20 protein-coding genes are annotated in these 26,036 nt (G+C 45.7%); 10 read left to right on the top strand and 10 right to left on the bottom strand.

The features are described 5' to 3' along the window. Positions 1 to 5: 5 nt before the first annotated feature. Complete coding sequence (locus tag ACYVE4_RS25315; protein ID WP_461043069.1) at positions 6 to 818, bottom strand: MlaE family ABC transporter permease; 813 nt, start codon at positions 816 to 818, stop codon at positions 6 to 8. Positions 819 to 982: 164 nt separating this feature from the next. On the opposite strand from ACYVE4_RS25315, the gene ACYVE4_RS25320 reads away from it, so the two are divergent. The 3 genes from ACYVE4_RS25320 (at position 983) to ACYVE4_RS25330 (ending at position 4,318) form a co-directional block, all read left to right on the top strand. Then, positions 983 to 1,834 (top strand): CvfB family protein, encoded by an 852-nt coding sequence (locus ACYVE4_RS25320; RefSeq protein ID WP_461043070.1) that lies wholly within the window; start codon positions 983 to 985, stop codon positions 1,832 to 1,834. 199 nt (positions 1,835 to 2,033) lie between these two features. Continuing rightward, on the top strand, positions 2,034 to 3,413 hold the full coding sequence (locus ACYVE4_RS25325; protein ID WP_461043071.1) for a hypothetical protein: 1,380 nt from the start codon (positions 2,034 to 2,036) through the stop codon (positions 3,411 to 3,413). A 227-nt stretch (positions 3,414 to 3,640) separates the two neighbouring features. After that, on the top strand, positions 3,641 to 4,318 hold the full coding sequence (locus ACYVE4_RS25330) for a response regulator transcription factor (protein ID WP_461043072.1): 678 nt from the start codon (positions 3,641 to 3,643) through the stop codon (positions 4,316 to 4,318). 83 nt (positions 4,319 to 4,401) lie between these two features. Here the strand turns inward: ACYVE4_RS25330 and ACYVE4_RS25335 are convergent, their stop codons facing one another. After that, a complete protein-coding gene (locus tag ACYVE4_RS25335) occupies positions 4,402 to 5,904 on the bottom strand; it encodes a M28 family peptidase (protein WP_461043073.1) in 1,503 nt (500 codons plus the stop codon). 76 nt (positions 5,905 to 5,980) lie between these two features. Here ACYVE4_RS25335 and ACYVE4_RS25340 point away from each other — a divergent pair, with 76 nt between their 5' ends. From ACYVE4_RS25340 to ACYVE4_RS25355, 4 genes are all read left to right on the top strand, one after another. Continuing rightward, positions 5,981 to 7,534 (top strand): serine hydrolase, encoded by a 1,554-nt coding sequence (locus tag ACYVE4_RS25340; protein ID WP_461043074.1) that lies wholly within the window; start codon positions 5,981 to 5,983, stop codon positions 7,532 to 7,534. 47 nt (positions 7,535 to 7,581) lie between these two features. Next, positions 7,582 to 9,108, top strand: coding sequence for a M20/M25/M40 family metallo-hydrolase (locus ACYVE4_RS25345; RefSeq protein ID WP_461043075.1), 1,527 nt, complete (start codon positions 7,582 to 7,584; stop codon positions 9,106 to 9,108). Positions 9,109 to 9,240: 132 nt separating this feature from the next. Next, positions 9,241 to 9,789, top strand: a complete 549-nt coding sequence (locus ACYVE4_RS25350; RefSeq protein WP_461043076.1) for a YceI family protein — start codon at positions 9,241 to 9,243, stop codon at positions 9,787 to 9,789. A 203-nt stretch (positions 9,790 to 9,992) separates the two neighbouring features. Further along, positions 9,993 to 10,799 carry a carboxypeptidase-like regulatory domain-containing protein gene (locus ACYVE4_RS25355; protein WP_461043077.1) on the top strand — a complete coding sequence of 269 codons (807 nt, stop codon included), beginning with the start codon at positions 9,993 to 9,995 and terminating at the stop codon, positions 10,797 to 10,799. A gap of 52 nt (positions 10,800 to 10,851) precedes the next feature. Here ACYVE4_RS25355 and ACYVE4_RS25360 read toward each other — a convergent pair whose 3' ends face one another. From ACYVE4_RS25360 to ACYVE4_RS25375, 4 genes are all read right to left on the bottom strand, one after another. After that, positions 10,852 to 13,221: a gliding motility-associated C-terminal domain-containing protein gene (locus ACYVE4_RS25360; RefSeq protein WP_461043078.1), complete on the bottom strand. Its 2,370-nt coding sequence runs from the start codon at positions 13,219 to 13,221 to the stop codon at positions 10,852 to 10,854. 301 nt (positions 13,222 to 13,522) lie between these two features. After that, positions 13,523 to 14,935, bottom strand: coding sequence for a CotH kinase family protein (locus ACYVE4_RS25365; protein ID WP_461043079.1), 1,413 nt, complete (start codon positions 14,933 to 14,935; stop codon positions 13,523 to 13,525). A 158-nt stretch (positions 14,936 to 15,093) separates the two neighbouring features. Beyond that, complete coding sequence (locus ACYVE4_RS25370; protein WP_461043080.1) at positions 15,094 to 15,504, bottom strand: hypothetical protein; 411 nt, start codon at positions 15,502 to 15,504, stop codon at positions 15,094 to 15,096. Positions 15,505 to 15,534: 30 nt separating this feature from the next. Then, positions 15,535 to 15,789 (bottom strand): hypothetical protein, encoded by a 255-nt coding sequence (locus ACYVE4_RS25375; protein WP_461043081.1) that lies wholly within the window; start codon positions 15,787 to 15,789, stop codon positions 15,535 to 15,537. 282 nt (positions 15,790 to 16,071) lie between these two features. On the opposite strand from ACYVE4_RS25375, the gene ACYVE4_RS25380 reads away from it, so the two are divergent. Then, a complete protein-coding gene (locus ACYVE4_RS25380) occupies positions 16,072 to 18,567 on the top strand; it encodes a glycoside hydrolase family 95 protein (RefSeq protein WP_461043082.1) in 2,496 nt (831 codons plus the stop codon). A gap of 88 nt (positions 18,568 to 18,655) precedes the next feature. On the opposite strand, the gene ACYVE4_RS25385 is transcribed toward ACYVE4_RS25380, so the two are convergent. From ACYVE4_RS25385 to ACYVE4_RS25400, 4 genes are all read right to left on the bottom strand, one after another. After that, positions 18,656 to 19,963 carry a DUF4270 family protein gene (locus ACYVE4_RS25385; RefSeq protein ID WP_461043083.1) on the bottom strand — a complete coding sequence of 436 codons (1,308 nt, stop codon included), beginning with the start codon at positions 19,961 to 19,963 and terminating at the stop codon, positions 18,656 to 18,658. Positions 19,964 to 19,974: 11 nt separating this feature from the next. Next, positions 19,975 to 20,337, bottom strand: a complete 363-nt coding sequence (locus ACYVE4_RS25390; RefSeq protein WP_461043084.1) for a DUF4907 domain-containing protein — start codon at positions 20,335 to 20,337, stop codon at positions 19,975 to 19,977. Then, a complete protein-coding gene (locus ACYVE4_RS25395) occupies positions 20,337 to 21,407 on the bottom strand; it encodes a Kelch repeat-containing protein (RefSeq protein ID WP_461043085.1) in 1,071 nt (356 codons plus the stop codon). The genes ACYVE4_RS25390 and ACYVE4_RS25395 overlap by 1 nt, the downstream gene beginning before the upstream one ends. Positions 21,408 to 21,713: 306 nt before the next feature. Further along, positions 21,714 to 23,168 (bottom strand): S41 family peptidase, encoded by a 1,455-nt coding sequence (locus ACYVE4_RS25400; RefSeq protein WP_461043086.1) that lies wholly within the window; start codon positions 23,166 to 23,168, stop codon positions 21,714 to 21,716. A gap of 520 nt (positions 23,169 to 23,688) precedes the next feature. On the opposite strand from ACYVE4_RS25400, the gene ACYVE4_RS25405 reads away from it, so the two are divergent. Both ACYVE4_RS25405 and ACYVE4_RS25410 read left to right on the top strand, forming a co-directional pair. Continuing rightward, the gene (locus ACYVE4_RS25405; protein WP_461043331.1) at positions 23,689 to 24,204 is read left to right on the top strand and encodes a gluconate 2-dehydrogenase subunit 3 family protein; all 516 of its coding nucleotides are present in this window, start codon (positions 23,689 to 23,691) and stop codon (positions 24,202 to 24,204) included. A gap of 86 nt (positions 24,205 to 24,290) precedes the next feature. Then, entirely contained in the window at positions 24,291 to 26,003 is a 1,713-nt protein-coding gene (locus ACYVE4_RS25410; RefSeq protein ID WP_461043087.1) for a GMC oxidoreductase, read from the top strand. Positions 26,004 to 26,036: the final 33 nt, after the last annotated feature.

Genomic DNA, 26,036 nt, shown 5'->3' on the forward strand with positions numbered 1-26,036 from the left:
TTATTTTAATTTCCCCGGAGCGCCTGTACGATCTGCAGGGAGAGCAATTCTTCGATAAATACTAAAAACATGGCCGTGACAACTGCCGAGTTGGCCGCTTTTCCGACGCCTTCCGTGCCTTTCGACGAATGATATCCTTTGTAGCAACCTACCATACCAATTGTGAAGCCGAATACAATGGATTTTATCAAGGATGAAAAGATGTCCAGATACGTAATGGCTCCGAAAACTTCCTGAATGTAAGATGTGAAACTGGTCTGTTCGTTGGCATTTACGTTGAGAAAAGCACCGATTAATGCCACAAAAATTGTGTACATCGTTAGCAATGGAATCGTAAACGACGTTGCCAGCACGCGGCTAACAACCAGGAATTTAAATGGGTTTGTGCCGGATACTTCCATCGCATCAATTTGCTCGGTAACATTCATCGAGCCGATTTCTGCGCCTATACTCGACCCTACTTTCCCTGCCGCGATCAGCGCCGTGACGAGCGGGCCTAATGCTCTGACAATGGCAATGGCAATCAGTGAGGGTAGCCACGACGTAGCTCCAAATTCGGAAAGCGATGGCCGCGACTGATTTGTAAAAACCATACCCGTAATGAAACCAGTAGTGGAAATCAGCAGCAACGACCGATAACCAACTTCGTAGCATTGCCGGATAATCTCTTTGAATTCATACGGCGGAACCAGAACTTCCCGGAAGAAGCGCCCCATAAAAGCGGCTACATCCGCCAGATTTAAAAAAAAACGATCGAGTTGTCTGGTTGTGACGGATCGACCAGTTGGTTGTTGCGATTTATTGGCGTCGGATTGCATTCACGTGCTGAAAAAAGTACTGTCCAATTAGTCGGATCAGCTGTACCCTAATAACTCATTTATGAGGCTCTGGTTTTAATTTGGCAAAAGTAGTCTAAACCATACAGTATCTTGCAGCAGCAACTGAATGAAAGTTTCTAATTTTCGGCTAGTTTTTAGACATCATGATTGAAATTGGACGCATAAATACACTAACGGCCCTGCGCGAAACCAGCGTAGGCTTCTTCCTCGGTGACCTGTCGGATCGCCAAACGGATGACTATACGAACGACGTTTTGTTACCCAATAAATACGTCCCGGATACGCTATCCGTTGATGACGACATCGATGTATTCATTTATACCGACTCCGAAGATCGACCTATTGCCACGACGCTAACGCCCGCGATTCAACGAAATGAATTTGCTTCGTTGCAGGTCGTGGCTGTAACCAGTGCAGGTGCTTTTCTGGATTGGGGATTGGAGAAAGATCTATTGGTACCACATCGTGAACAGGCTTATCCAATGGAAGTTGGTCGCTGGTATGTTGTTTTTATGTATTTGGATGAGCGGACGAATCGATTAGTTGCATCGAGCAAGATCAATCGATTTCTGGATCCTGACGTACGCGATTTATACATAGGCGAAGAAGTACAATTGCTGGCTTACGAACGGACGGATCTGGGGATCAATGTGATTATTAATAACCGCTACAAAGGGCTTGTGTATGCAAATGAAATTTTCCGAACGGTCCGTCCGGGCGATCCACTGATTGGGTACATCAAAACCATTCGCGATGATAATCGGGTCGATGTAAGTTTGCAAAAGGCTGGCTTTGAGAATGTAGAGCCAAACGCCCAACGGGTTCTGGCTACGTTAAAAGCAGAAAATGGATTTCTACCACTGACTGATAATAGTCCGCCAGATGCTATTTACAAAGCCTTGGAAATGAGTAAAAAGACGTTTAAGAAAGCCATAGGTACACTCTATCGAGAACGAAAGATTGTGATTGAAGAAAATGGAATCAGGCTAGTGTAAAGTGATCTATAGTATTCGGTTTACGGTTTTTAACCACATATTAACTCCTGTTTTACTCCCGCTTCAGGCTGCATGGCGTTGTTTGTATCGTCGGTAAGGAAACCTGGTTCTGGTGGAAGATAGTAACTGATTTTCTCTGAAACCGGGTTTACTTGCTGCGTTCAAAATCAATTGATCGTATACAACCAGAAGACAGTTCATGCCTTCATTAGCAGTCATGAAAACGTTCATTCAGTTTCGCCCATCTAAAATCCTGTTTCTAACAATTGGTCTGATAACTGCAGGATGGAAAATCAGCACCGCACAAACTACCGAACCTGACCAGGCACCTACTACCGACAAGGCTATCGTTTCGGCCATTGCCCCTTACCGCGACGATGTTCGTCGGTCGATTTTACTGGCTAGCCAGCAGCCCCAGGTTTTAACTGCGTTGGCCCAGCAACGAGCCTCCAGTGAGCAAGCGTTTGGTAATCTGATTCAATCGTTTGGTCAGAAGAAACAGGCTTGGTTTTATGATATAGCTCGATTCCCGGATGTGATGCACGCATTGGCTACGTTACCTGCCGGAACCAGTGAGTCAGCCGTGAACAATCTGACCAAAAATATGTCGGCCGATTTGCAGGAAACCGCCTGGAAATTATACCGGCATCACCACGACGATCTCGTTCAGGTCGACAATATAAATCAGCAGGCAGATCAGGCGTTTGACAACCTGATTGGTTCTTTGGATGTGCCGACGCAAAACGCATTTCGACAACTGATCGGTATGCCTGATGTGTTGTCGCAACTTACCGATCAGCTTGATAAAACGACTCGTTTAGGGGAAGCGTATCGAGCTAACCCTGATCAGGTGACTAAAGAGTTGACAGCTCTGCATGATAGTTTAACTGTTCAGAATCAGCAAGAATTAGCTGAGTATCAGAATGAATTAACTAATGATCCACAGGCCAGACAGGAACTCCAGCAGGCCGGTCAGGCGTATGCACAGGCAAACGGGTATAACACAGGCATTAACCCGAATCCGGCCTGGATCAATACTTCGTATTATTATCAGAACCCGTACTCATTCTGGTTTGGTTATCCGTACTGGTATGCGTCTCCGCTCTGGTATCCATCAGCCTGGTGGTATGGAACGGGATACTATTTTGGCCTGGGTGGAAACATGGTTCTGTTTGGAATGCCATCGCTCGGATTTTCAAACTGGTTCTTTACCAGAGGCCGCTATGCCTATCCTCACTTATACAATCGGTTTAATAACTACTATACCCATACAATGGGTGAGCATCGAATCTGGACACCAGGCAATGCTGGATTTATGTCGGCTGCTCACCGTACATTCGGAGCCACCTCAAACCTGACTATGGGCCGCGCGAATTGGTTAACCAACTCTGGTCAATATGCTCGTCCAAATACCTGGAACAACTCAGCACGTGTAGCCGCTCCTGGCCGATATCAAGGTTCTAACGCCAACGTCTACCATTCTCAGGCATGGGGCGGAGCCTCGCGTTCCTTCGGCGGTGGTGGATTTAGTGGAGGGTTTCATGGTGGTGGTTTTCACGGCGGTGGTGGTCGCCGGTAAAATGCTGGCCAGTTAGACTTAAAAAATGGCTAGTATTTGACTAGTTGCTGATTTTATTTGAAACGTTATAATCCCCAGCCTGATCAGGCTGGGGATTATTTTGATAGCTAGTGGACTAACTAGTGCCCTTTGTTAGTCCACTGCAAGAACTTGTTCATTGTATGAACTCTGTGATTCGGTGAGTTTGGTTCCGAAGTTTTTTTAATTTCGCCCCAACAAATAGCATTATGTATATACTCATCGTAGAAGATGAAGCGTCGATTGCCGGATTTCTTCGGAAAGGTTTAGAGGCCAATGGGTTTCATACGCAGATAGCTGCTGACGGGCTTGCGGGGCAGAAGTGGGCGCTCGATTATCCATTCGATCTGATCATTGCCGACATTAATCTTCCCCGGCAAAATGGTCAGGATATGGTGGCCGCCCTCCGAAAGCAGGGCGTCGATACGCCAATTCTGATGCTCAGTGCCTTAGGGACAACTAACGATATTGTTACAGGTTTAGATGTTGGTGCTGATGATTACCTGGTGAAGCCAGTTCAGTTCGACATTCTGCTTGCTCGTGTACGAGCCTTAACCCGGCGACACACAGGAAAACTCAATTCGGAGCCCATCCTATCGGTAAGTGACCTCGTGCTTAACCTGGATGAGCGTACCGCAAAACGTGGTAACCGATCCATTAATCTGACTGCCAAAGAGTTTCAGTTATTAGTGTATTTAATGCAAAATCAGGGTAGGGTTGTGTCTAGAGCCTCCATTGCTGAGAACGTATGGGATATGCAGTATACCATGAGCAGCAACTCCATAGAGGTATATGTTGGCATTCTCCGTAAAAAAATAGATCAACCCGGTTCCCCGCAACTTATTCATACTGTCATTGGCGAAGGATACGTGCTACGTGCACCGTAGTTTTTACCCCTAAATCCCCTGAAGGGGACTTAACTTCTGCTTGAAGAAAGTCCCCTCCAATGGATTTAGGAATAAACGAATCATCAACGTTCCAGCTTAAATCCTTGATCTAACCGCACTCGTTGCGGTCGGTTGGCTATATCCCAACCGGTCAGATAAATCCAGTTAGCAATACGGGTTACTTTGGCTGTGTTGATACGATCAGGCTCGTCTTTCGGTGTATGATAATCGGGGTGAAGCAGGGTAGTAAAAGCAATTGCAGGCACATTGGCTCGAGCATAGGGAAGGTGGTCGGAACGGAAATACCAGCCCTCAGGATGAGTCGGTTTGTCCCAAAGGGTATCAAGTTTGAAATGCGTGACAGATTGGTTGACTGAAAGCGCAGTGTTTACCAAATCAGTCGAATTACGGTGGGGGGGCTGTTGACCCAAAATACAGGCACTATCGGGAGCATTTCGACCAATCATCTCAGCATTCAGTACGGCTACAATAGATTCTCGCGGTACAGTTGGTTTATCGACATAATATCGTGATCCCAGCAGGCCACGCTCTTCTGCGCCGTGAAAGACAAATAATGCAGATCGTTTACCGGGCTTTTTCGCGAAAGCTCGCCCAATTGCCATCGTGGCCACGCATCCACTGGCATTGTCGTCGGCTCCATTCCAGATCGAATCTCCAGCCACAGCTCGTCGTACCCCATCATGATCTTGATGAGTGCTAAACAGGACGTATTCATTTTTGAGCTTAGGATCAGTCCCCGGTACTTTCGCGACAATATTCACGGATGGATAATTGAAACTTTCCACATTGACAACGTTCGTAAACTGCTGCCCCGGTTGTTTAATCCAGCCCATTGCAGTGGCAGGTAGCCAAATGGTAGGAGCTTGCGAAAACACACGCGTATTCGGGCCACCGGGCAAGTCATATCGACCACGTTCCAGGCCCGTTGTCCAACGATCGAAGTAAAATTGGGCGTCTGCGTTTGATACCCAGATGACGGCCAGAGCTCCCGCTTTTACCAATTCAGCCGCCCGCCGGTTCATTGTGCCGGTCAGGAATCGACGATAACTTAACTCGGCTGGGGGTGTTCCCGAAAATTCCAGTGCAACGGCTTTTCCTTTGATATCGACTTTGGCTAATTCATCGGGTGTACCCTGACCCACAAAAACTAGTGGCGCATCGACCGAAGCAATAGCCGGAGCCAGAATAAACGCATCCTGACCGTGGACGAGGGAATGCGAACCAATGTTTAGCCGACTGGTTTCGGTGATGCGGGTACGCTGAATATGAAAAAACTGAAAAAACGTGCCATCATCGCCAGCAGGTTGCAGGCCCATTGCCCGGAGCTGGTCGGCAATCCAGACGGATGCTTTTAGTTCATCGAGTGAGCCACCTTCACGGCCCCGAAAATGATCGCCCGCTAAAGCAAAGAGGTCGCGTTTGATATCGCTCTCTTTGATGGCGGACATAGCGTTCGGTGGAAGAACTGCCCATTGAGTATAACCAATCGTTTGATTGAAGAAAAGCAATAGCGTAAATGCCAGCGATAATATAGGTTGATTCTTGAGTTTGCTGAGATCATTCATGGATGTTATGAGCAATTAGAGAATGACAAATATACGTATCTGAAAAATGCTATCTTAGAGGATCAAACAACCTGCCATGAAACGAATTCTGCTACTATTTTTTCTCCTAATCAGTGTCGCAAGTACTGCTCAGTTAAAGAGATCGAATTCTGATCCTGTTTCTCGCTATGATGCTTATGTACAACAGGCTGTGAAAGACTGGAAAGTACCCGGTATGACCATTACGATCGTAAAGGACGGTAAAGTATTGCTGAAGAAGGGGTACGGCGTTCGTGACCTGAACAAGCCGGAAGCCGTTGATACACAGACCTTATTTGCGATGGCATCGACAACCAAAGCCATGACAGCCGCTTGTCTGGGAATGATGGTCGATGAAGGGAAATTACGCTGGGATGATCCAGTGACGAATTACTTACCCGATTTTCAATTCTACGATCCAGCCGTAACGCGTGAAGTTCGGGTACGCGATCTGCTGATTCACAACACAGGAGTGGGAAATGCCGATGTACTCTGGGCCGCTATGCAGATTCCGTCCGATGAAATTTTGCGTCGGGTACGATTGATTAAACCAGCGTATTCACTACGGTCGAGTTTTATTTATCAGAATATCATGTATTTGGCGGCCGGGAAAGTACTGGAGCGCGTCAGCGGAACACCCTGGGATGTGTTTATTCGTACCCGCATTTTTGAACCGCTGGGTATGCGCAGAACGAAAGCACTGTTTAAAGAGGTAACAGATGTCAATCGTGCCAAACCTCACGTTGATATCAGAGATACCATTCGGATGGTGGACAGTCGGGTAGAGGAGGGACTTGTTGATGCCGTTGGCCCCGCTGGCTCAGTTTGGACTTGTCCCGATGATATTACTGCCTGGATGCAGTGTATGCTCGATAGCGGACGATATCACAACGGTTCATCCGTTAAGGCTTTGCTGAAACCAACAACCTGGGCTGAACTGTTCAAACCGCAGACGTTAGTGACGGATAGCCAATTTTATCCCACACAACAACTAACGAAACCTGTTTGGAAAACGTACGCTTTGGGCTGGTTTCAACACGATTATCGAGGGCATCGCGTCAACTTTCACACGGGTAGTCTGACAGGTATGGTTGCCATTCATGGGCAATTACCCGATCAAAAACTAGCCGTGTATGTGCAGGGGAATCTGGATCATGTTGAACTACGTCATGCGCTCATGTACAGAGCTTTCGATGAATTTGCGCTGGGCGTTGAACATGATTGGAGTAAAGAATTTCAGCAATTATATGGCGGTATTAAGCAACGTGCGAAACTAGCCGAACACAAAATCGACAGTATGCGCGTGATGAACACGAAACCGTCGTTGTCGCTGCCAGCCTATACAGGCATATATACTGACCCGCTCTACGGTAAAGTGGATATTAGCCTGAAAGATGGCAAACTCTATGCATCGATCAACAATCTACTGACAGGTTATCTAAGCCACTGGCATTTTGATACGTTCCGGCTTACGTACGATCAATTCTGGAATGGGAAAGACACCATTAGCTTTCTTCTTGATTCCCAGGGGAAAGTGATTAAACTGGTCGGTGCGGGTATGGAATTGACCAAAGTGACGGAAGGAAATACCAAATCCGCTTCGGAGCATTAGCTGTCAGTAATCCTCAAGAATACAACTTCCTCAATATACAACCTGTTATGCGAATTAAATCTGTACTTCTTTTAGCCCCTCTTATTGCGTTTGCGGCCAACGCCCAATCGACTCAGCAACGAGTTCAGCAATTTCGGAAAGATCACGAAAAGGAAATAATGGACGAATACCGGCAGTTTGTGGCAATCCCAAACGTGTCGCGCGATTCGGTCAATATTCGCAAAAACGCAGCTTTTATTCTACAAATGATGAAGCAGCGCGGCATTCCGGCTACGCTACTCGATGGACCAACCCCTGGAACTACACCTGCCGTATTTGGAGAAATTAAGGTTCCAAATGCTAAAAAGACCATCGTTTTCTATGCACACTACGACGGGCAGCCGGTTAACCCCAAACAGTGGGCAGAAGGATTACAACCATTTGACCCTGTGTTTCTTACGGGATCAATTGAGCAGGGTGGAAAGATCATAACAACCTATAAATCCGGTGACCCAATTGATCCAAACTGGCGTCTCTCCGGACGGGGAAGTGCCGATGATAAGGCCGGCGTTATGACCATCCTAAATGCCTACGATGCTCTAGTTAAGAATAAGATTGCTCCAATGGCCAATCTGAAATTTTTCTTTGAAGGCGAAGAAGAGGTCGGGTCAACGCACTTGGGTGAAATTTTTGCCAAACATCGGGATAAACTGGCCAGCGATATATGGATTATTGCGGATGGACCGCGCCATGTTTCGGGGAAACGTATAGTCCAGTTTGGCGTTCGGGGCGATATCAACATGCATCTGACAGTGTACGGGCCGAAACGCCCACTGCATAGTGGTAACTATGGAAATTGGGCACCCAATCCAGCCATGCGGATGGTGAAATTGCTGGCCAGCATGAAAGATGATAACGACAAGGTGTTGATTAAGGGATTTTACGACGATGTTCTTCCCTTGACCGCCAGTGAAAAACAGGCACTGGCGAAAATCCCGAACATGGAAGCAGCTTTGAAACAAGAGTTAGGTATTGCGCAACCCGACGGAAATGGAATTCCTTTCGTGGAACTCTTAATGCGTCCGACACTGAATATTAATGGTATGCAGAGTGCCAATGTAGGTGCGCTGGCTGGTAATGTAATTCCGGTAAAAGCAGAAGCCGTTCTTGATTTACGATTGGTACGGGGTAATGACGTAAAACGGCAGGTTGGGCGAGTAATGGACCATATTCGGGCACAGGGGTATCAGATTATTGACCATGAGCCTACCGATGCCGAGCGGCAACAGTATCCAAAACTGATTAAAATCACCAGCGGCCATGGCTACAATGCCCAGCGAACGCCTATGGATTTACCCATTGCGCAGGATGTTATTGCCGCTGTGCAGACAACCAGTCCAGACCCGATCGTATTGTCGCCTTCGTCGGGCGGGAGTTTGCCGCTTTATGTGTTCGAAGAAGTCTTGAAAGCCAATGTTGTTTCGGTGCCGGTTGTTAATTATGACAACAACCAACATGCCGAAAATGAAAACGTCAAGGTGCAGTATCTCTGGGAAGGTATCGAAATTATGGCCGCCATCATGCTCATTAAATAGGTTATTTCCTGAACGTTTGCTGGGTGTAAAAGTCGATTTGAAAAAAGTTTTTCAACTATGGAAACATTTTTATTGAATTAAATGTATATACATCAAATACATAGACATTTAATTTTTTAACTACATACAACTATGGCAACTGAATCAGCCACAACCACCACCTGGACCATTGACCCAATGCACTCTGAAGTCCAGTTTAAAGTAAAACACCTTGTTATTTCGACTGTAACTGGTTCTTTCGGTACATACGAAGGTTCAGTAGAAATGGAAGGGGATGATTTTACGACCGCTAACATCAATTTTTCGGCTGATATCGCTAGCATTAGTACCGGCGTTGAACAACGCGACGGCCACCTGAAATCGGCCGATTTTTTCGATGCTGAAAATTTCCCAAAACTGACGTTTACATCAACGAACGTTACCAAAACCGGCGACGATACGTATTCAGTAACTGGCGATCTGACCATTCGGGGAACAACGAAACCTGTTACACTGAAAGTAGAACATGGTGGACAGATGCAGGATTTCTACGGACAAACCAAAGCGGGTTTTGAACTGACCGGCACTATTAAGCGTAAAGAGTTCGGACTGACCTGGGATGGCGTTACCGAAGCTGGTGGCGTTGTGGTGAGCGATGATGTGAAACTGGCGCTGAACATTCAATTGACAAAGCAGGCTTAAGCCAGCAGATTATATAGTAATCGTAAATTCCGGTAATGACTGCCTAAGGGGTTATTGCCGGAATTTTGTTTTTGGTGCGATCAACTCAATCTTACTTTTTACGAATTCATACGTTGCTTGTTGCAATCCATGCGCTTCCTGATTGAACAGGAGGGGGCAGATTAACCAATTTTGGGCAGTCAAACAACAAATAACGTACGAACATGCTACACTCATTTCGCGCCCTCTCCGGCACTATTTTACTTCTGATGGGCAGTCTTTTAACCATGACTGCCTGCGATAAGAAACCTATTGATCCCACCACGACTGATCCGGGTTCGGGAACCGGCACAGGAACCGATGGCTATCTGATTGGTAAAGTTATTGATCCACAGGGTAAGCCACTATCGAAAGCAACCATTTATATTGACCATACAGTTATTACAGGCAACGGCCCTGAAGTAAAGACAGCTACTGATGGGACCTATAAAATTCAAATGATCAACCTAGCTGGCGAATGGATTGCAAAGGGCTACATCCTGAAACAGTATAATGACCGGGTTTATAAAATCGCGCTCGATCCTGAAAATGAAGATTCGTTCACAAGCGGAGAGAAACCTGTCCGAAATTTTCAGTGGAAATTAACTGGTCACATCCCCGATTTGAGTCTGGATCTTTACTATGGTGGTACAATGGAGATGTCGCGCGATCTGAATGCCAATGAACTTTATGACAACGAGAATGTTGAATTTACGCTGACACCTGTAGGGCCATTGATTGACGGATCAACGGGTAATGCGCTCAAACTAAAGGCTAAAAAACGCTACGACACATTCCTGAAAGATATTCCAATGGGGCGTTATAAAGTTACGGCGGTATACAAACCTACGGGTGAACAACTGCTGGTTCGCGATGCCTGGAATTTTACAGATGATATTGTCTATCATCCATCTGTTATCATGGATTTTCTAGGAACGGAATCAGCTGTTCGCTATAACAGCATGAGCGTTGGCTACACCAATCGTCGATAGTTAGCAGATAAATTAAGTGAATCCTCAACCTTGGACTCGATTGAGGATTCACTCATCTAACAATCATTAAACTACCGCGTAAAACAGGTTTTTCGGGAACTGTTTTTACGGTATAGGCGTAAAGGCCAGAGGGCAAAGATCGCCCGTTGAGTGTGCCATCGAAGGGTTTGGTATACCCTTTGTCGGAGGAAAAGATGATCTCTCCCCATCGGTTGAAAACAGTTACGATGGCATCCGGAAATGCTTCGATTCCGGGTAAATCCCATACATCGTTGAGCCCATCGCCGTTAGGTGAAAATGCGTCGGGTACCCAAACTCGGGTGTATACAGTAATATGAATGGTATCCCTGGCTTCGCAACCGGTTTTGTTTTTTACATCAATCATGTAGGTAATATCATTTCCAATTGACATTACGGTCGGATTGGGCGAAGTCGGGTCATCCAGAAATGTGGATGATGTCCACTGGAATTGATTGGGATTTCCAGTGTAGACGGGATTCATCGTAAAGGTGTTCCCAGTATATGTCGTTAAAGAATCTTTCAGTTGAATGGTCGGTATAGGTGCCACGACAGCTAATCGTGCTGCCACCGTTCCTTTACATTCAGGCGCAGCTTTGACGGTATAGGTAACGCTGTGATTGCCAATACCAGCCTGTTCTGGACTAAATTGATTATTTGTAACTCCCGTTCCGGCATATTCTCCTCCAGGCGGACTACCCACCAGTGTGTACACCGGCGAGTTATCACCACAAACTTCTGGGATGGTATCTAGCCTGACATCGATTGGCGCCAGTTGAATGATAATCACGGGTGGAGACGTTCCCTCACAGCCATACGAATCTGTGGCAATGAGCACAAACGTACCAGGCATACTGGTAACATGCTGAGCGCCACTTCCCCCGACTTTAACCCCATCTTTTTGCCAGCTATAACTGACTCCGCCACTACCTTGTAAGGCGAGCGAATCCTGCGGGCAAATTCGATTTTGCCCCGAGGCTGACTCAATTCGAGCCTGTACGGCAGCTGAACGCTGAAGGAAAGCTACCTCACTAGTTACTTTACATCCATACTTTTTATCGGTTGTAACCGTCCAATAGTTTCCCGCCTGATCCACGACAATTGAATCCGCTTGCTGACCAGCCAGTGCCTGACCATTGCGATACCACTGATACGTTACATTGCTATCGCCAACAGCTGTTAATTCAACGGTTCCGGTAGTAGCGCACAAATGCCCACTTTCGAAGAGTCTGGCTTTGGTGCCAATTACCGTCACGACTAAATTCTCGGAATTGCCTACTTTGCTACAGGTCGTTTTTTGCGATACAACAACCATATAGGTACCTGGCTCCCGAACGGTAAATGTATTTCCAGTGGCTCCAGTAATGTTTATACCATCTTTCCGCCATTGATAATTCCAGTTTGAGTTGACAGCGGCCTGAAGGATAGTCGAGTCACCAACGCAGATGGTATAGGAGCGTAACGTCGGAAAATTGCGAAACTGAACGGCCGGATCAGGGGTCGTTTGTGGGGGGCAGTCGATCACTAAAAATTGAAAATCACGTCGAACTTCTCCGATCTTTACCCCATTCCGGTATTCTTCAATCTTTACCGCAAATACGTATAAGCCTAATTTGGTGGCCGTTACAGATAGCATACCCGTTTGCGGATCAATCTGCAAAGTTGGACTACCGGTTATGGCATTATTTGCATCGAAACCGGGAAGCCAGCTAATGTCTGGGTAAGGCCCCCCTGAAACTGTATTTTGTGCCGTTCCTTTCTGATTAAGCGGAGTAATCATTGAATACCGAAGCTCATCGCCGTCAGGATCGGTACCACCGAAGGCAAACTTGAAAGGATCGCCGAGACAAACGTATTCGCCATTTATGGTGCCAAATTGAGGAGACGAATTCTGGACGTAAACCCCGTTTTGCTGAAGAGCCGGAAATTCAAGATAAAATGTAAAACCGGTTTGGTCGGGGCTACTTATGTTGTTGATACCCGCATTTCGATTTCGAGTCTGGTATGACATGTAATAGCCTTGAGAGTCAGCATAGTTACTGGGAGTAAGTTGGATGACTGCCTCGTACGTCCAGACGACAAAATTTAGATTACGCTGTGATGCACAATACGCATTGGCATAAACAACGGGTGCTTTGACGCCCGTTTGCTGAACTGTGAAGGTGGTCATTAAGGCATTATCTCGAATTCTATAAATGCCGACAGTACCTGAAGAGGCTTGGCGAGCTATTCCCTGCGTACCGTCTTCCAGATAGTTCGTTACAATAATCCGGTAATGTCCCGGAACATCACCAATGGCCAGCATGGATATCTGTCCGCCAACCTGATGCGTAGCGTATGAGGCTAGGGGGATGCCTCCTAATGCCAGAAACCAGAAAAAACACCAGACAGTAGAAATGCGCATAAGCAAGTCGTTCTAAATCTCCTAATCATTAACTCACTACGACTGTATTGGTACTCTTTTTTACTTGCGGAATCAGATGAAGGAGTAAACTATCATTCATCTGATTAATTCTGGGCTTACATACTCTAGCTACTTAATTAAGGCCAACAATTTACAGTTTAATTATGATGTTGGCTATTTGAGAACTACAATTTTTCGGATAAAGGAAGATTTGGTTTTTATATACGCATATACTTTAAAGTGAACGCTATAAGGGTGGAGACAACCAAATCGTTAAGCAGTTTGAAGTGAAATTTGGCACTTATTTTATGAATGTGTTAGCCGCTTGTATCCGAGAGGTAACATGACTCTTCAAGGTAGCAATACCATTGGTAAAATCGGTGGTGCTACTCAGATAGGAATAAGGTTTCTGCTCCTTCTCCGCACCAGTTACATAAGGCGTAATCAGGTTATAATTTTGATCAATCAATGCGGATATGTTGGCCGATGTGAAGACGTTTTGAGTAAATGCTTTTACGTATTTTTTGTATTTTTCGTAATAAAGCGCATCCTGAGCCACCACATATAGTAAAGGCCAGCTAGTAGTCACTTCAGTCATCTCCAGAGACACGGCCCTTCCCGATCCAGCACCGCTGCCTGTGCTGGTCATGGCCTGATTATGATCCCACGGAATCCAGGTTATCTTGCTGGTAGGGGAGTTGTAGAGATAATAATTGTGCGCCATTGCCCCATAGCTATCCCAGTTAACAATGGTATTATTTACTGCCAGATACTTGAGGAAATGATCCATGTTAAACGTTTTTTCCAGATTGGCTCGCCAGGTTGCTGCGTCAGTAGTACGATTTGTGGCATTCAATGCTGAGATAAAAGCCTGTACGTCAGAAAAATCGGCCTTCGATTCATTGTTCTTCTTTTCGAACTGGCTTTCCACAAAGGTCTGGAAGGTCGATTCGGGTTTATAAATGTTTCCCTTTTTCTCACCAAACTGTTTTTTTACCATCGTATCGTCAATAACTTCAACCATGGTGTAGACCCCGCAATATTTTTTTCCGGAACCGAAGTCAATGTACACTCGATAGAAGGCAGTTTGAGCCGCCGGAACACCAGCCTGCCGAAAAATGTCGGCTACTATTTTCTCCCGGATCAGGGAGTTGTCACTAAATCCCGGCGACATGCTCAACTCTTTAAATCCATAGTAGCGCTGATCGGTTATTTCTGGGTAGATATCTTCAAATTCGTCCATTTTTAGCCGGAATGGTAATTTGTAAGTGCCAGAACGCCAGGCAGATGAAAGGCTGGAGTTGCCCTTAAGGCGAAAACCAACTTTTGTCCAGAGTTTGCCATTAATTCGAACTGGGGCTGCTACATAGTCGGGATCTTCACCGAATGAACCTCCTGGTTTCCCGCCCCCACTGGTGCTGCCGCCACCAAACACCCCCCATGACTTGGCTACCATATCGGCCTGAATCGATTTCCAGCTATCCGCAGTAAGGCTGATTTCCAGTGTTTTTACTTCCGTTTGCGAAAACGCTACATCGTAATTTGGGGAGGCATCGCCACTATGTGACTCTGTTGTCCAGTCTGAATTGACAGTACTGTTGATAGGTGCGGTAGCTGTACTGTCAATACTCCCGTCAGGATCAAAATTTTTAGGCTGACAAGCCAGCGTAACCCAAAGCAGAGCTATTAAGGCGAGTAAAGGGTTGATTTTCATGTAGGTCTATGCAGGTCCGGGTACTTAATCGACAGTACGTAAACTCCACATTCTCCGTTGCAAGCTGCTACACTAAGTTTAGCAGTTGATGTTTCAGGTTTCAAGTTTCAAGTTTAATGATTCGAACAACGTTGAGCCTGAAACATCAAACACCAAGCTTACCCCAATAGCCATTGTCTGGCGTTTTCACCATCAATGAAATAGCGACTGGATAAGGAAGAGTTGAGGTTGCCTGCGGCTCTTAGTAACAAATCAGAACCGAGCTTACCAAATTGGTTGAGATCGGTTAGAACAATAGCTATACAAACCCGATTGGATAAACCTATTCCCGCGTTGGACTGTGGTAACCAGTGTTGTATAAACCACTGTAAGTCAATCGGATTGAATAATCGTAATCTCCGCAAGTCGATCAACCACCGTTTGACCTGATGTCGTTTGGCCAAAGCCAGAGTTGCTAATGATCCGTCGCGAAAATTTTCACTGGTTGGTACATCGAACCAGACCTGTTGTAGGAGATGCACGCTACAGTCGACTTCTACGCGTACGTGTTCATTCTGGTAGGTTTTCATAAGTGGGAGTCGGGAAGGGGACCAATTCAATTAGGCGTGTTTGTTTACGTTTGCCGTATCACAATAAATTCGTTCGAGTTCTGCTTCGGCAAATCGATACGCATAAACAAATTTGTCGTTTTCCTGATGGATTAATCCGAGATCTTCCAATTGAAGGACATGGTTCCAAATTCGCTGGAGACTACCATAAAACCCATCTTCAGACTGGGATAATAAAGCAGGCAAAGCAGAAGTTGTTGTTGCCTGGGACAAACTGGACGGGGCGTTGAGGGATGTACGTTGCATGAGTTGAGGAATTCAGGTTATCCGCTGTTTCACGGTTTAAAAGGTAACGTACAGGTTAATCGATCGAATGTTGGGTTTTATGGGATTGGGTTAATAACGCCCCGTTTTTAGTACTTTTTAACAGTTTGTTTCTTCGCATTTCAGCAACTATACACAGAAATAAAGGGCTAAAAAGAGTTGAAATAGGGTATATCGGCTTCGTATGGCTCTATTTACCTATACGTGAAATGTGACATTTTTGTGGCTTTCATGATAAAATAGAAGTTTCCTGCTTTTAGAATTATGTTATATCGAACCTCCCTCAGAGCTACGTGCTTACTCATTCTTACACTTTTCAATGTTACCGTTCTTCTCGCTCAATCCAATCTGAAACTATGGTATAACCATCCTGCTGAGGTCTGGACCGAAGCGTTGCCTGTCGGGAACGGTCGTATAGGGGCTATGATCTTTGGAAAACCGGAGGCCGAACTCATTCAGCTCAACGAAAGTACACTCTGGTCAGGTGGCCCTGTCAGAGGCAATATCAATCCTGAATCGCCTTCTTATCTACCCCAGGTTCGTCAGGCATTGGAGCAGGAAGACTATAAACAGGCGGTTGCGCTGGTGAAACATATGCAGGGGCTGTATACGCAATCCTATATGCCTTTGGGTGATTTGATGCTGAAACAGGAAATAAAAGGTGGTACACCTTCGGCTTACTATCGGGATCTCGATATTCAGAAAGCCGTGGCCACCACACGCTTTACAGCGAATGGGATTACTTACAGCCGGGAAATATTCACTTCCGCTCCCGATCAGGTTCTGGTGATTCGACTAACAGCCAGCAAACCTGGCCAGCTTAGTTTTGATGTTTCGACCAAAAGCCAGCTTCGATTTCAAAATGTAAGCAATGGAAAAGGGGAGTGGACAATGAAAGGCAAAGCGCCTGCACAAGTTGACCCTAATTATTACAATCCCAAAGATCGTAAACCTGTCGTTTATGAGGATACGGAGGGTTGTAAGGGAATGCGATTCCAGTTACGGATTAAACCCATTTTGCAGGGAGGCACGGTGCAAACCGATACGTCGGGCGTTCATATTCGTAATGCTTCAGAGGTTCTTTTATTAGTTGCCGCTACAACCAGTTTTAATGGCTATGATAAATGCCCGGATAAGGATGGAAAAGATGAAGCCAAACTAGCGGACGACATAATTCGTAACGCTTCAGGTAAAGCCTATTCAGCTTTGTTAAATCGGCATACAACTGATTATCAATCTTATTTTAATCGTTTTTCATTTCAGTTAACTGATACAACCACTACGAACGCGAATGCTCAATTGCCCTCTGACGAACGTTTGCATGGGTACAGTAGTGGAGTGTATGACCCGGGGCTAGAAACGCTCTATTGTCAATACGGTCGCTATTTGTTGATTTCAAGTTCGCGTGTACCCGGCGTACCAGCGAATCTTCAGGGCATATGGAATAAAGAATTAAGAGCCCCATGGAGTTCAAATTATACCATTAACATCAATACACAAATGAACTACTGGCCGGTTGAGGTTACCAACCTGTCGGAGCTGCATAGGCCGTTGCTGAGCTTTATCGGCGAAATTGCTAAAACGGGCGCGGTTACAGCAAAAGAATTTTACAATATGCATGGCTGGGTTGCACACCATAATACCGACATCTGGGCCATTTCAAATCCCGTTGGCGACAAAGGTCAGGGCGATCCTAAATGGGCAAACTGGAATCAGGGAGCGGGTTGGTTATGCCAGCACCTATGGGAACATTATCGCTTTACGAACGACAAAGCGTTTTTGAAAGATACCGCATATCCAATCATGAAAGGAGCGGCTCAATTTTATCTGGATTGGCTTATCGAAGATAAAGATGGTTACCTGATCGTGTCGCCCTCCGTTTCACCCGAAAATGATTTTATTGATGCCAAAGGCAAGCCTTCCCCAATTTCCGTAGCCACAACGATGGATATGTCGATCATGTGGGATTTGTTTACCAATCTGATCGATGCCTCTACTGCGCTGAATATCGAACCAGAATTTCGCCAATTGCTGATCGATAAACGGAAGAAATTTTATCCGTTGCATATTGGTCATAAAGGGAATCTTCAGGAGTGGAACAAGGATTGGGAGGACGTTGATCCACAACACCGGCATGTATCGCATCTATTCGGACTTCATCCGGGCCGCCAGATTGCGCCGGTAACAACTCCTGCTTTTGCCGCTGCTGCCAAGAAGACATTGGAAATTCGGGGTGATGCCGGAACGGGCTGGAGTCGGGCCTGGAAAATTAATTTCTGGGCGCGATTACTGGATGGAAATCACGCATACCTGCTCCTGCGCCAATTGCTAACCTACACCAGCCAAACAGCAACCAAATATGGTAACAAAGAGGGCGGGGGGACCTATCCTAATTTCTTTGATGCACACCCGCCTTTTCAGATTGATGGAAATTTCGGTGGCACAGCCGGTATGGCCGAAATGTTAATCCAAAGTCATCTTAATGATATCCATCTGTTGGCTGCTTTGCCTGACGCCTGGAAAGAGGGAAGTGCTACTGGGTTGAAAGCAAGGGGGGGATTTGAACTCGCTATCCGCTGGAAGAATCACCAGTTAGCTTCAGCTACGGTTAAATCGCTCAATGGCGAACCATGCAAACTACGAACGGCCCAGCCTATTACGGTTAAAGGTCTAAAAATCAAATCGCAAAAAACAGAATCTGGGTATGTAACATCTTTTTCTACACAGAAGGGGAAAGTGTATGACGTGTCAGGTTTATAAATAACTAATCACCTGGCAAAAATAAATCGGCCCACTGCTTAATAGTGGGCCGATTTATTTTTGTCCTTAGACAGGTCAGTATAACTAGCTACAAACCTGATGTCATAAACAACTTCAATTGCAGCTGATCGTCAAGCCGTTGTTGGTTTCCGATCGTTGCGCGTCCTACCCATTGTCTAAGTGTGTAGTTGACCGTGTAGGCACCTAATAGTAGCGGTTGAGTGAGTTGCTTTCGCTTAATAACTTGCCCTACATAGTAGGTCAGATCAAAGGCATACGTATCTGTAAGCATCAATGTTAGCGGATCGTACGTATAAGTTGCTGTAGGTTGTGAGGTACCTCCTATACCTACTGGCACCGTATTATTCAGAAGTTCGTTCTGATTATTAGTAAAATACAGGGCTACAGTTGTTGGCGGAGTCGCATTATCATTCAACGTACGTCGAACCGGACTAATAATCAGTAAAGCCTTATTCAGATCGGCAAAGCGTTCTGGTCTATCGAACTGATTTAAATAAGGAAACTCTAAGCGAGTCATCAGTTGAGCACCTGGAACTATAAAACTGGTATTGTTAGTCAGTCGACTACTAACAGCGTCCGAGCGATTTTTTAAAGCACTCAATGGCGTTCCGGTACGATCATTCAGCAACTGAGTAAAATAGGCTGAGGTAAACGGAAACAATAACGTCGATGCTGTCCGATCTACGTCTGTCGAGTGATAATAAAGTCGTAAACCACTTCTGGCAGTTGAAATGCCAACAAACGTATTGCCCGATGCATTACAATTAATGGCGTATCCTGGAATATACGAGGATAATGTGGATGCATCCGTAATTTGACTCGAACTTAGCTGCTGGAAGAACGCCTGAGCCTCAGCATTAGTTAGGCGAAACGAAATTTTTCTTGTACGTGTGTTAGGCTGTGGAATTACTGTTTTCCGGAACAACGGCCTGCTATCATAGGGGAACGAACTTGTGTTGTAGTAGGCTACATAAGGAAGCTCCCTCGCTAGTTTGTGGACGCTTATATCGAATGCAGACGTCGTATCACCATATACATACGCATAGTTTAACTCCAGTACTAAGGAGTCTAACTGCTGATTCGTTTGCGTATTGAGTGAGTTACTCGTGTAATTAAGAGCCGCGAAGCTTCGGGCAGTCATCAGGCCCGTTTGAGCGTCAGCCCACCGTCCAACGAGCAGTGCCGTATCACCGGACGTGATAAACGAATCGGGGCGCATTACCGTCGACGTCCGAATCGATACCGAGTCAACAGATTGCACGACCAGTTCCTGCGGATTTACCACTGACTGCCCTACAAGTAGATCGCCCGATTGACAAGCAAATAGCACCATACCGGTCAGCAAGAGCAAACCGGCGTACCAGAAAGTACGCATATTCAAAGAATTCAGGGAATTTTTACGCCTAACTGGCGTAATTCTTCATTTGTCAGCGTAGGCAATGCCTTCGTCTGCTTCAATTTTTCTATCGCCCGTTCACCGACCCGACGGGCCTGCTCCTGGCTGGCAAATCCTACGATTCCAGGCTGTCCCGGAATCGTAGGCTGATGAATAACCAGTTTATCCTTATTCAGTATGTCGTATCCCCAGCCTCCTGCCGTTTTAATAATCTGAAGTTGGTAATGAGGTTGTTGCTGATAATAGAACTGATAAACGGTCAAAAAAGCTAAACCAATCAGAGTCAGCATCAACCCCAACCGAATTAGACGCGCTTGCGGCTTTGGTTGGCCAGGGGAGTTGACCGTAGTCATTATTGCACTTGTTCTATGGTTGGATCGAAATCCCACAGATCATCAAATGCGGCTGTACCATTGCGACCTGTTGTTACATAGCCTTTATTGCCAATGGCAAAACCTACGCCATAGGTTCGGGCTGCTCCTTCAAAAACACCCCGGGTCGTCCAAATATCGGTTGCTGGGTCATATTCCCAAACATCTCTGGTTGTGGCATCACCTAAGGTAATATATCCCTTTCCGTTGATAGCAAAGCCAACCGCATAACTACGCGCGATCGTTGACTGATCGGTGATGAAATCTAATTTCTGAGTCCATAAATCCTGAGCAGGATCATATACATACCAGTCTTTTTGCGACACAGCGTTGTTGTTGCCGGTGCCCAAATAAGCCATGTTGTTAATGACAAACGCAACGGCTGCTTTCCGTTTTGAACCACCATAGCTGGCAACTTTCGTCCAGGCATTGGCTGTGGGGTCATAGGCCCACATATCTTTCAGATAGTTTCCATCGAAACCAGTAGCCACATAGCCTTTGGTGCCAATCGAAAAGGCAGTTGCTTCCTGACGAGCCGTTCCACCAAAATCAGCAACCTGTTTCCAGGTATTAGTGGCTGGAGTGTACTCCCAAAAGTCTTTTAGCCGATCACTATTGACGTTAATACCAGTCCCGATGTAGCCTTTTGTACCAACGGAAAAACCTACACCAACATATCGCGCTGGTCCAGCGAAGTCCGCTTTTTGTGTCCAGGCATTTCGGGAAGGGTCATACGCCCAGAAGTCTTTGAGCCGGTTGTTGCTGGCGTCGACCCCCGTACCCATGTAGGCAATATTGGCGACAACGAAGCTGGAAGCTCCAAACCGACCTACGCCTTCTAATTCAGACTTTGTGGTCCAGTCGCCCAGAACGGAGACAGTGTCTGAAGTGCCGCAGCCGATTAGAACGCCTGCCCAGCCTACACATAGTAAGCCTAATATCCCGTTGACCCGTGAATGTTTCTTGTTACGGTTAGAGAAAGATGTCTCAGATGATACAGATTTCGACTGGGAGCTTTTAGCCGAAAGAAATCGAAAAGGTAAATGAATCATGAAATAACGAGCGTGAACAAACGAACGAAAACGTAAAGGTACACTGATTTGCTTTAAGAACGACGATTTTGCTATTTTGATTGCCCTGAATAAACAGCTACTGGGTTTAGTTCAGAGAGGGAAGCCTATTACATAATTCTGCAAAATTACTGCAAAGGAACCTTATGAACCAATGGCAATCTTTCATAAAAATTCTTAATAAATGGTAGTTGTGAGTACTATCTGTATACTGCTAAACGGCTACAGCATAAAGACCTTCTCTACGCTGTAGCCGTTGGAAACGAGATTGTTAAAAAATGTTAAGCATTAGAATGGTAAGGTTTTGAGCTGACGAACCATCAAGTGCCCACCTGCTTTACGCTGAATAGACGAACCAACCTGCAAAAGTGGATTGCTGTTCGCTGCTGCCTGACGCCCACCGGTAACACTACCTGAAATCTGACTCAGTGCTGCACTTAACAAGGCTTCTTTCGTGTCACCAAGGGGTAACAAATTTAAGGGTTCTTCCACTTCCACATTTGGCGTAAAACCCGTTGAATAGTCGGATGAGCCTGCGTTGTTATACGATTTGAACACGATGGGCTGCATACCCCATTTAATTACACCAGATTCGTCGGTAATCGTGATTGAGCCAACATTTTTACCATACGTGGTTGTACCAATGGTGGTTACGGTCATGTACGGGCGTAAGCCGTTGATAATAAGTTCGCTGGCTGAAGCTGTGTGGTCGGTAGTAAGCACAAATACACGTGATAAATTGCTACCAATATTCTGAGCTTTATTCAGGAAGTTCTGCACAAAAAAGCTCGAACCGTATTGTTTTTGTAATTGAGGAGTAATACTAGCGTTCCACTCTTCACGAAAATATAAATTACTGGAACTGATACCTTTACCGATCAAACTGGCCAGATTCGCTGAGGAGGATGTATAGCCACCTGGGTTGTAGCGTAAATCCAGAACTAATTCGTTAACGCCCTTTGCTTTAAAGTTGCTGAAAACAGCATCAACTTGGGCGTCGTACTCATTTGCTGAACTTCCATTCGCGCCGGGAACAAACTGGTTATAAACCAGATAACCTACTTTTTTGCTGCCAACTGTGTAGACAGAATCCAGAAAAACCGGATTTTCCTGAAAGGTAGTTGCGGTTACACTAATCGTTTTATCGGTATCTACCAGCGATTGCCCGCTGACACTTGCCAGACCAAACGTGTAGGTCGATCCTGAGAATAGCAGGTCAGAGTAATTTGTTGTATTAAGCAAAGTTCCGTTTACTTTCGAGATGATATCTCCTCGTTTCAGCCCTGCTTTTTCGGCTGGAGAACCTGGAAGAACATACAGCACCTGAGCAATGACACCCGTAGAGCCAGATGTCCGTAGATACAGATTATATTCCATTCCGGTAGTCGTGCTCTGCCCGCTCAGACTTGCCTCTAATTCATCGGCACTTTCTTCAATCCAGGAGAATCGGTCTCCCGTCGGGTTGGTTGTGGCGTCGTACTTATTCAGAAGAGATTCGAAAAAAAGATCGGGCGTCAGCGTTTTATCAGGATTGGCTGGGATTTTATCGTTCCAGTAATATACCTGCTGCATATTCTCCAGAATCCAATCATTAATGGTCTGATTCTCCGATGTTGACGTACCAGAATTAGTTTGGGGTTTAACATCATCGACTACTTTCTGACAGGAGGAAAGAGACAACAGTAATCCGGCTAGCAACAAACCGAAAATTGATTTTACCGACAAAGGGTAATTAGTATTCATGAGAGTATTATTCATAACTGGTTGTTCCATAGGTTTAATCGAGTACTTGAGCCTGTAAACTATACACACTTACGTGATGGGTAAAAGGTTTGTTGCATCAACCTGTCAGACGAATTGTGATTTAATAAGGATTTAACAAGCCAGATGCGTCAGATTAGTCTGGCGTGCAGAAAATAAAATGTAGATAGAGTGGTAACTTATAGCCAACGATAAGGTCTTGATAACCAATAGGTATATATAAGTATTCAGCGTTAGTGAAGGTATAAAAATAGAACACTCAAACCGCCCTGATCGTTCGTTTGGCCAGGTGTTTCTGCAGGTGAAAATCTTAATAATCGATGGACTTGTACTATTCAGAATTATGGTCGAAATCCGTCATTGATTTTAGGATATACCAGTATAATTTGATGATAGAGATGGATAGGAAATACAAGAAAGTATGGGTATTATAAAGTATATTTGGCAGAATAAACATAATTAAAGTAAGTAACCTGTGGAAAGACGTAATGCCTTAAAAGCGATAGCGGGTACTGTTGGCGGATTGATTAGCCTGCCAGCCTGGGCCAATGGCTGGACAGCAGAATCGGTCCGGTCGACTCAGCAAATTCTCTCGATTGGTCAAACGGAAGTGCTGGCTGAGATGGTCGAAACGATTATTCCCGCTACTGATACACCCGGTGCGAAATCGCTGAATGTACACCAGTTTGTACAGAAAATGGTAGCTGACTGTTATGATAAAGCTGCTCAGGATAAGTTTCAGGCTGGTCTGGCATCGCTGGATAGCTGGGCTCAGAAAGCGTATAACAAACCGTTCAGTGAAGGTGATGTGAGCCAGCGAACGGCGCTCTTAACGCAATTAGGGCAGTCGACGGATGCGGCACAAAAAGACTTCTATTCACTAGTGAAAGGCCTGACCATACGTGGCTACATGACCTCTGAATACGTTATGACAAAACTGACTCATTATCAGTTTATTCCCGGTCATTACAGTGGCTGTGTTCCCGTTCAGAAAAAAGTTATTTCGCAAGGAAAATAAACTATAGTGGCGGCCGCCGGAGCGGTCAGCCAATAGTCGCCAGTAAAACACACTTTTCAGCTGACGATTACCTACTTTACAAACCTATGTCCTATTTAAATATTGATGCTCAGGCGCTTAACACCTACGACGCCATTGTGATTGGGTCAGGAATCAGCGGAGGCTGGGCTGCTAAAGAATTAACAGGTAAGGGGCTTCGTACCCTGGTGCTCGAACGTGGACGCGATGTACGGCACGTAACGGATTATCCAACGACGAACAAGCAACCCTGGGAGTTCGAACATAGAAATCAACTCAGACGGGAAGTTCGCGATGCGAATCCGATTATCAGTAAATGCTACGCGTTTTACGAAGGTACTGAGCAGTTTTTTGTGAAAGATGCCGAACATCCTTACGTGCAGGAAAAACCCTTCGACTGGATTCGTGGCTATCAGGTAGGAGGGAAATCGCTCATGTGGGCGCGGCAAACGCAACGCTGGAGTGACTTCGATTACGAAGGACCCGCCCGCGACGGATACGCTGTCGATTGGCCAATTCGCTACGCTGACATTGCACCCTGGTATTCGTATGTTGAGAAATTTGCCGGTATTACGGGGAACAAAGATGGCATTGCGACCTTGCCCGATGGCGAATTTTTGCCTCCGCATGAGTGGAACTGCGTGGAAAAACATTTCCAGCAGAAAATGGCTGCTAAATATAAAGATCGGCCGATTATTATGGGTCGTGCTGCACATATTACCCAGCCACAACCCGTTCATTTTCAGCAAGGTCGTGCGCAGTGTCAGCATAGAACCATTTGCGAACGTGGTTGTCCTTTTGGTGGTTATTTTAGTAGTAATTCGTCGACAATTCCGTGGGCAGCCAAATCAGGTAAAATGACACTTCGACCAAATTCGGTAGTGCATTCCATTATTTACGACGAGAAAAAAGGTCGGGCAACGGGCGTTCGAGTAATTGATACCCAAACCAAACAAATGCAGGAGTTTTACGCCCGAATAATTTTCCTGAATGCAGCCGCGTTGAACTCAAATCTGGTCTTACTGAATTCGACTTCCAGTCGCTTCCCAAATGGGTTAGGGAATGACAGTGAGGTGCTGGGTAAATACGTGGCGTTCCACAATTATCGGGCAGGTATTTCTGGCGAATTCGATGGGTTTCTTGACTCAACAACTGACGGTCGGCGCCCGAATAGCCCCTACATTCCACGTTTCCGCAACGTATTGAAACAGGAAACCGATTTTCTGCGGGGTTATGCAGCTGGTTTCTCGGCTAACCGAATTTCCCGGGCCGATCAGAGTGGGGTAGGGTCGGATTTAAAAGAAAGTCTGCTGAATCCGAAATTGGGTGGTTGGTCTGTTGGCTCGCACATGATGGGCGAAACAATTCCGAAAGAAACCAATTACGTAGCCCTTGATCCGACCCTAAAAGATCCATTCGGAATTCCGCAACTGAAAATCTCCATCGTGTACGACGATAATGATGACAAGATGGTGAAAGATTATCAGGAGCAAATGACGGAGATGTTTACTGAAGCTGGTTTTAAAAACATTCGCGTTCGTGATGATAAACGGAATCCCGGATTAGACATTCACGAGATGGGCGGTGCCCGAATGGGAAAAGATCCGAAAACGTCAATCCTGAACAAATGGAATCAGGTTCATCAATGCAAAAACGTATTTGTGACGGATGGTGCCTGCATGACCTCGACCAGTACCCAAAACCCATCCTTAACCTACATGGCTCTTACCGCCCGTGCCGCGGATTATGCCGTGAAAGGGTTGAAAAAAGGATTAGTGTAACGAGGAATAAATTACCTGACAGGAGGCCATCCA

The sequence above is a fragment of the Spirosoma harenae genome (assembly GCF_054776975.1).

Excerpts from the sequence above, each read along its gene's own strand:
- ACYVE4_RS25315 (WP_461043069.1), bottom strand. The coding sequence starts at position 818 with ATGCAATCCGACGCCAATAAATCGCAACAACCAACTGGTCGATCCGTC.
- ACYVE4_RS25390 (WP_461043084.1), bottom strand. The coding sequence starts at position 20,337 with ATGACTACGGTCAACTCCCCTGGCCAACCAAAGCCGCAAGCGCGTCTA.
- ACYVE4_RS25330 (WP_461043072.1), top strand. The coding sequence starts at position 3,641 with ATGTATATACTCATCGTAGAAGATGAAGCGTCGATTGCCGGATTTCTT.
- ACYVE4_RS25375 (WP_461043081.1), bottom strand. The coding sequence starts at position 15,789 with ATGCAACGTACATCCCTCAACGCCCCGTCCAGTTTGTCCCAGGCAACA.
- ACYVE4_RS25360 (WP_461043078.1), bottom strand. The coding sequence starts at position 13,221 with ATGCGCATTTCTACTGTCTGGTGTTTTTTCTGGTTTCTGGCATTAGGA.
- ACYVE4_RS25335 (WP_461043073.1), bottom strand. The coding sequence starts at position 5,904 with ATGAATGATCTCAGCAAACTCAAGAATCAACCTATATTATCGCTGGCA.
- ACYVE4_RS25325 (WP_461043071.1), top strand. The coding sequence starts at position 2,034 with ATGCCTTCATTAGCAGTCATGAAAACGTTCATTCAGTTTCGCCCATCT.
- ACYVE4_RS25320 (WP_461043070.1), top strand. The coding sequence starts at position 983 with ATGATTGAAATTGGACGCATAAATACACTAACGGCCCTGCGCGAAACC.
- ACYVE4_RS25365 (WP_461043079.1), bottom strand. The coding sequence starts at position 14,935 with ATGAAAATCAACCCTTTACTCGCCTTAATAGCTCTGCTTTGGGTTACG.
- ACYVE4_RS25385 (WP_461043083.1), bottom strand. The coding sequence starts at position 19,963 with ATGCGTACTTTCTGGTACGCCGGTTTGCTCTTGCTGACCGGTATGGTG.
- ACYVE4_RS25355 (WP_461043077.1), top strand. The coding sequence starts at position 9,993 with ATGCTACACTCATTTCGCGCCCTCTCCGGCACTATTTTACTTCTGATG.
- ACYVE4_RS25380 (WP_461043082.1), top strand. The coding sequence starts at position 16,072 with ATGTTATATCGAACCTCCCTCAGAGCTACGTGCTTACTCATTCTTACA.
- ACYVE4_RS25350 (WP_461043076.1), top strand. The coding sequence starts at position 9,241 with ATGGCAACTGAATCAGCCACAACCACCACCTGGACCATTGACCCAATG.
- ACYVE4_RS25400 (WP_461043086.1), bottom strand. The coding sequence starts at position 23,168 with ATGAATACTAATTACCCTTTGTCGGTAAAATCAATTTTCGGTTTGTTG.
- ACYVE4_RS25340 (WP_461043074.1), top strand. The coding sequence starts at position 5,981 with ATGAAACGAATTCTGCTACTATTTTTTCTCCTAATCAGTGTCGCAAGT.
- ACYVE4_RS25370 (WP_461043080.1), bottom strand. The coding sequence starts at position 15,504 with ATGAAAACCTACCAGAATGAACACGTACGCGTAGAAGTCGACTGTAGC.
- ACYVE4_RS25345 (WP_461043075.1), top strand. The coding sequence starts at position 7,582 with ATGCGAATTAAATCTGTACTTCTTTTAGCCCCTCTTATTGCGTTTGCG.
- ACYVE4_RS25410 (WP_461043087.1), top strand. The coding sequence starts at position 24,291 with ATGTCCTATTTAAATATTGATGCTCAGGCGCTTAACACCTACGACGCC.
- ACYVE4_RS25395 (WP_461043085.1), bottom strand. The coding sequence starts at position 21,407 with ATGATTCATTTACCTTTTCGATTTCTTTCGGCTAAAAGCTCCCAGTCG.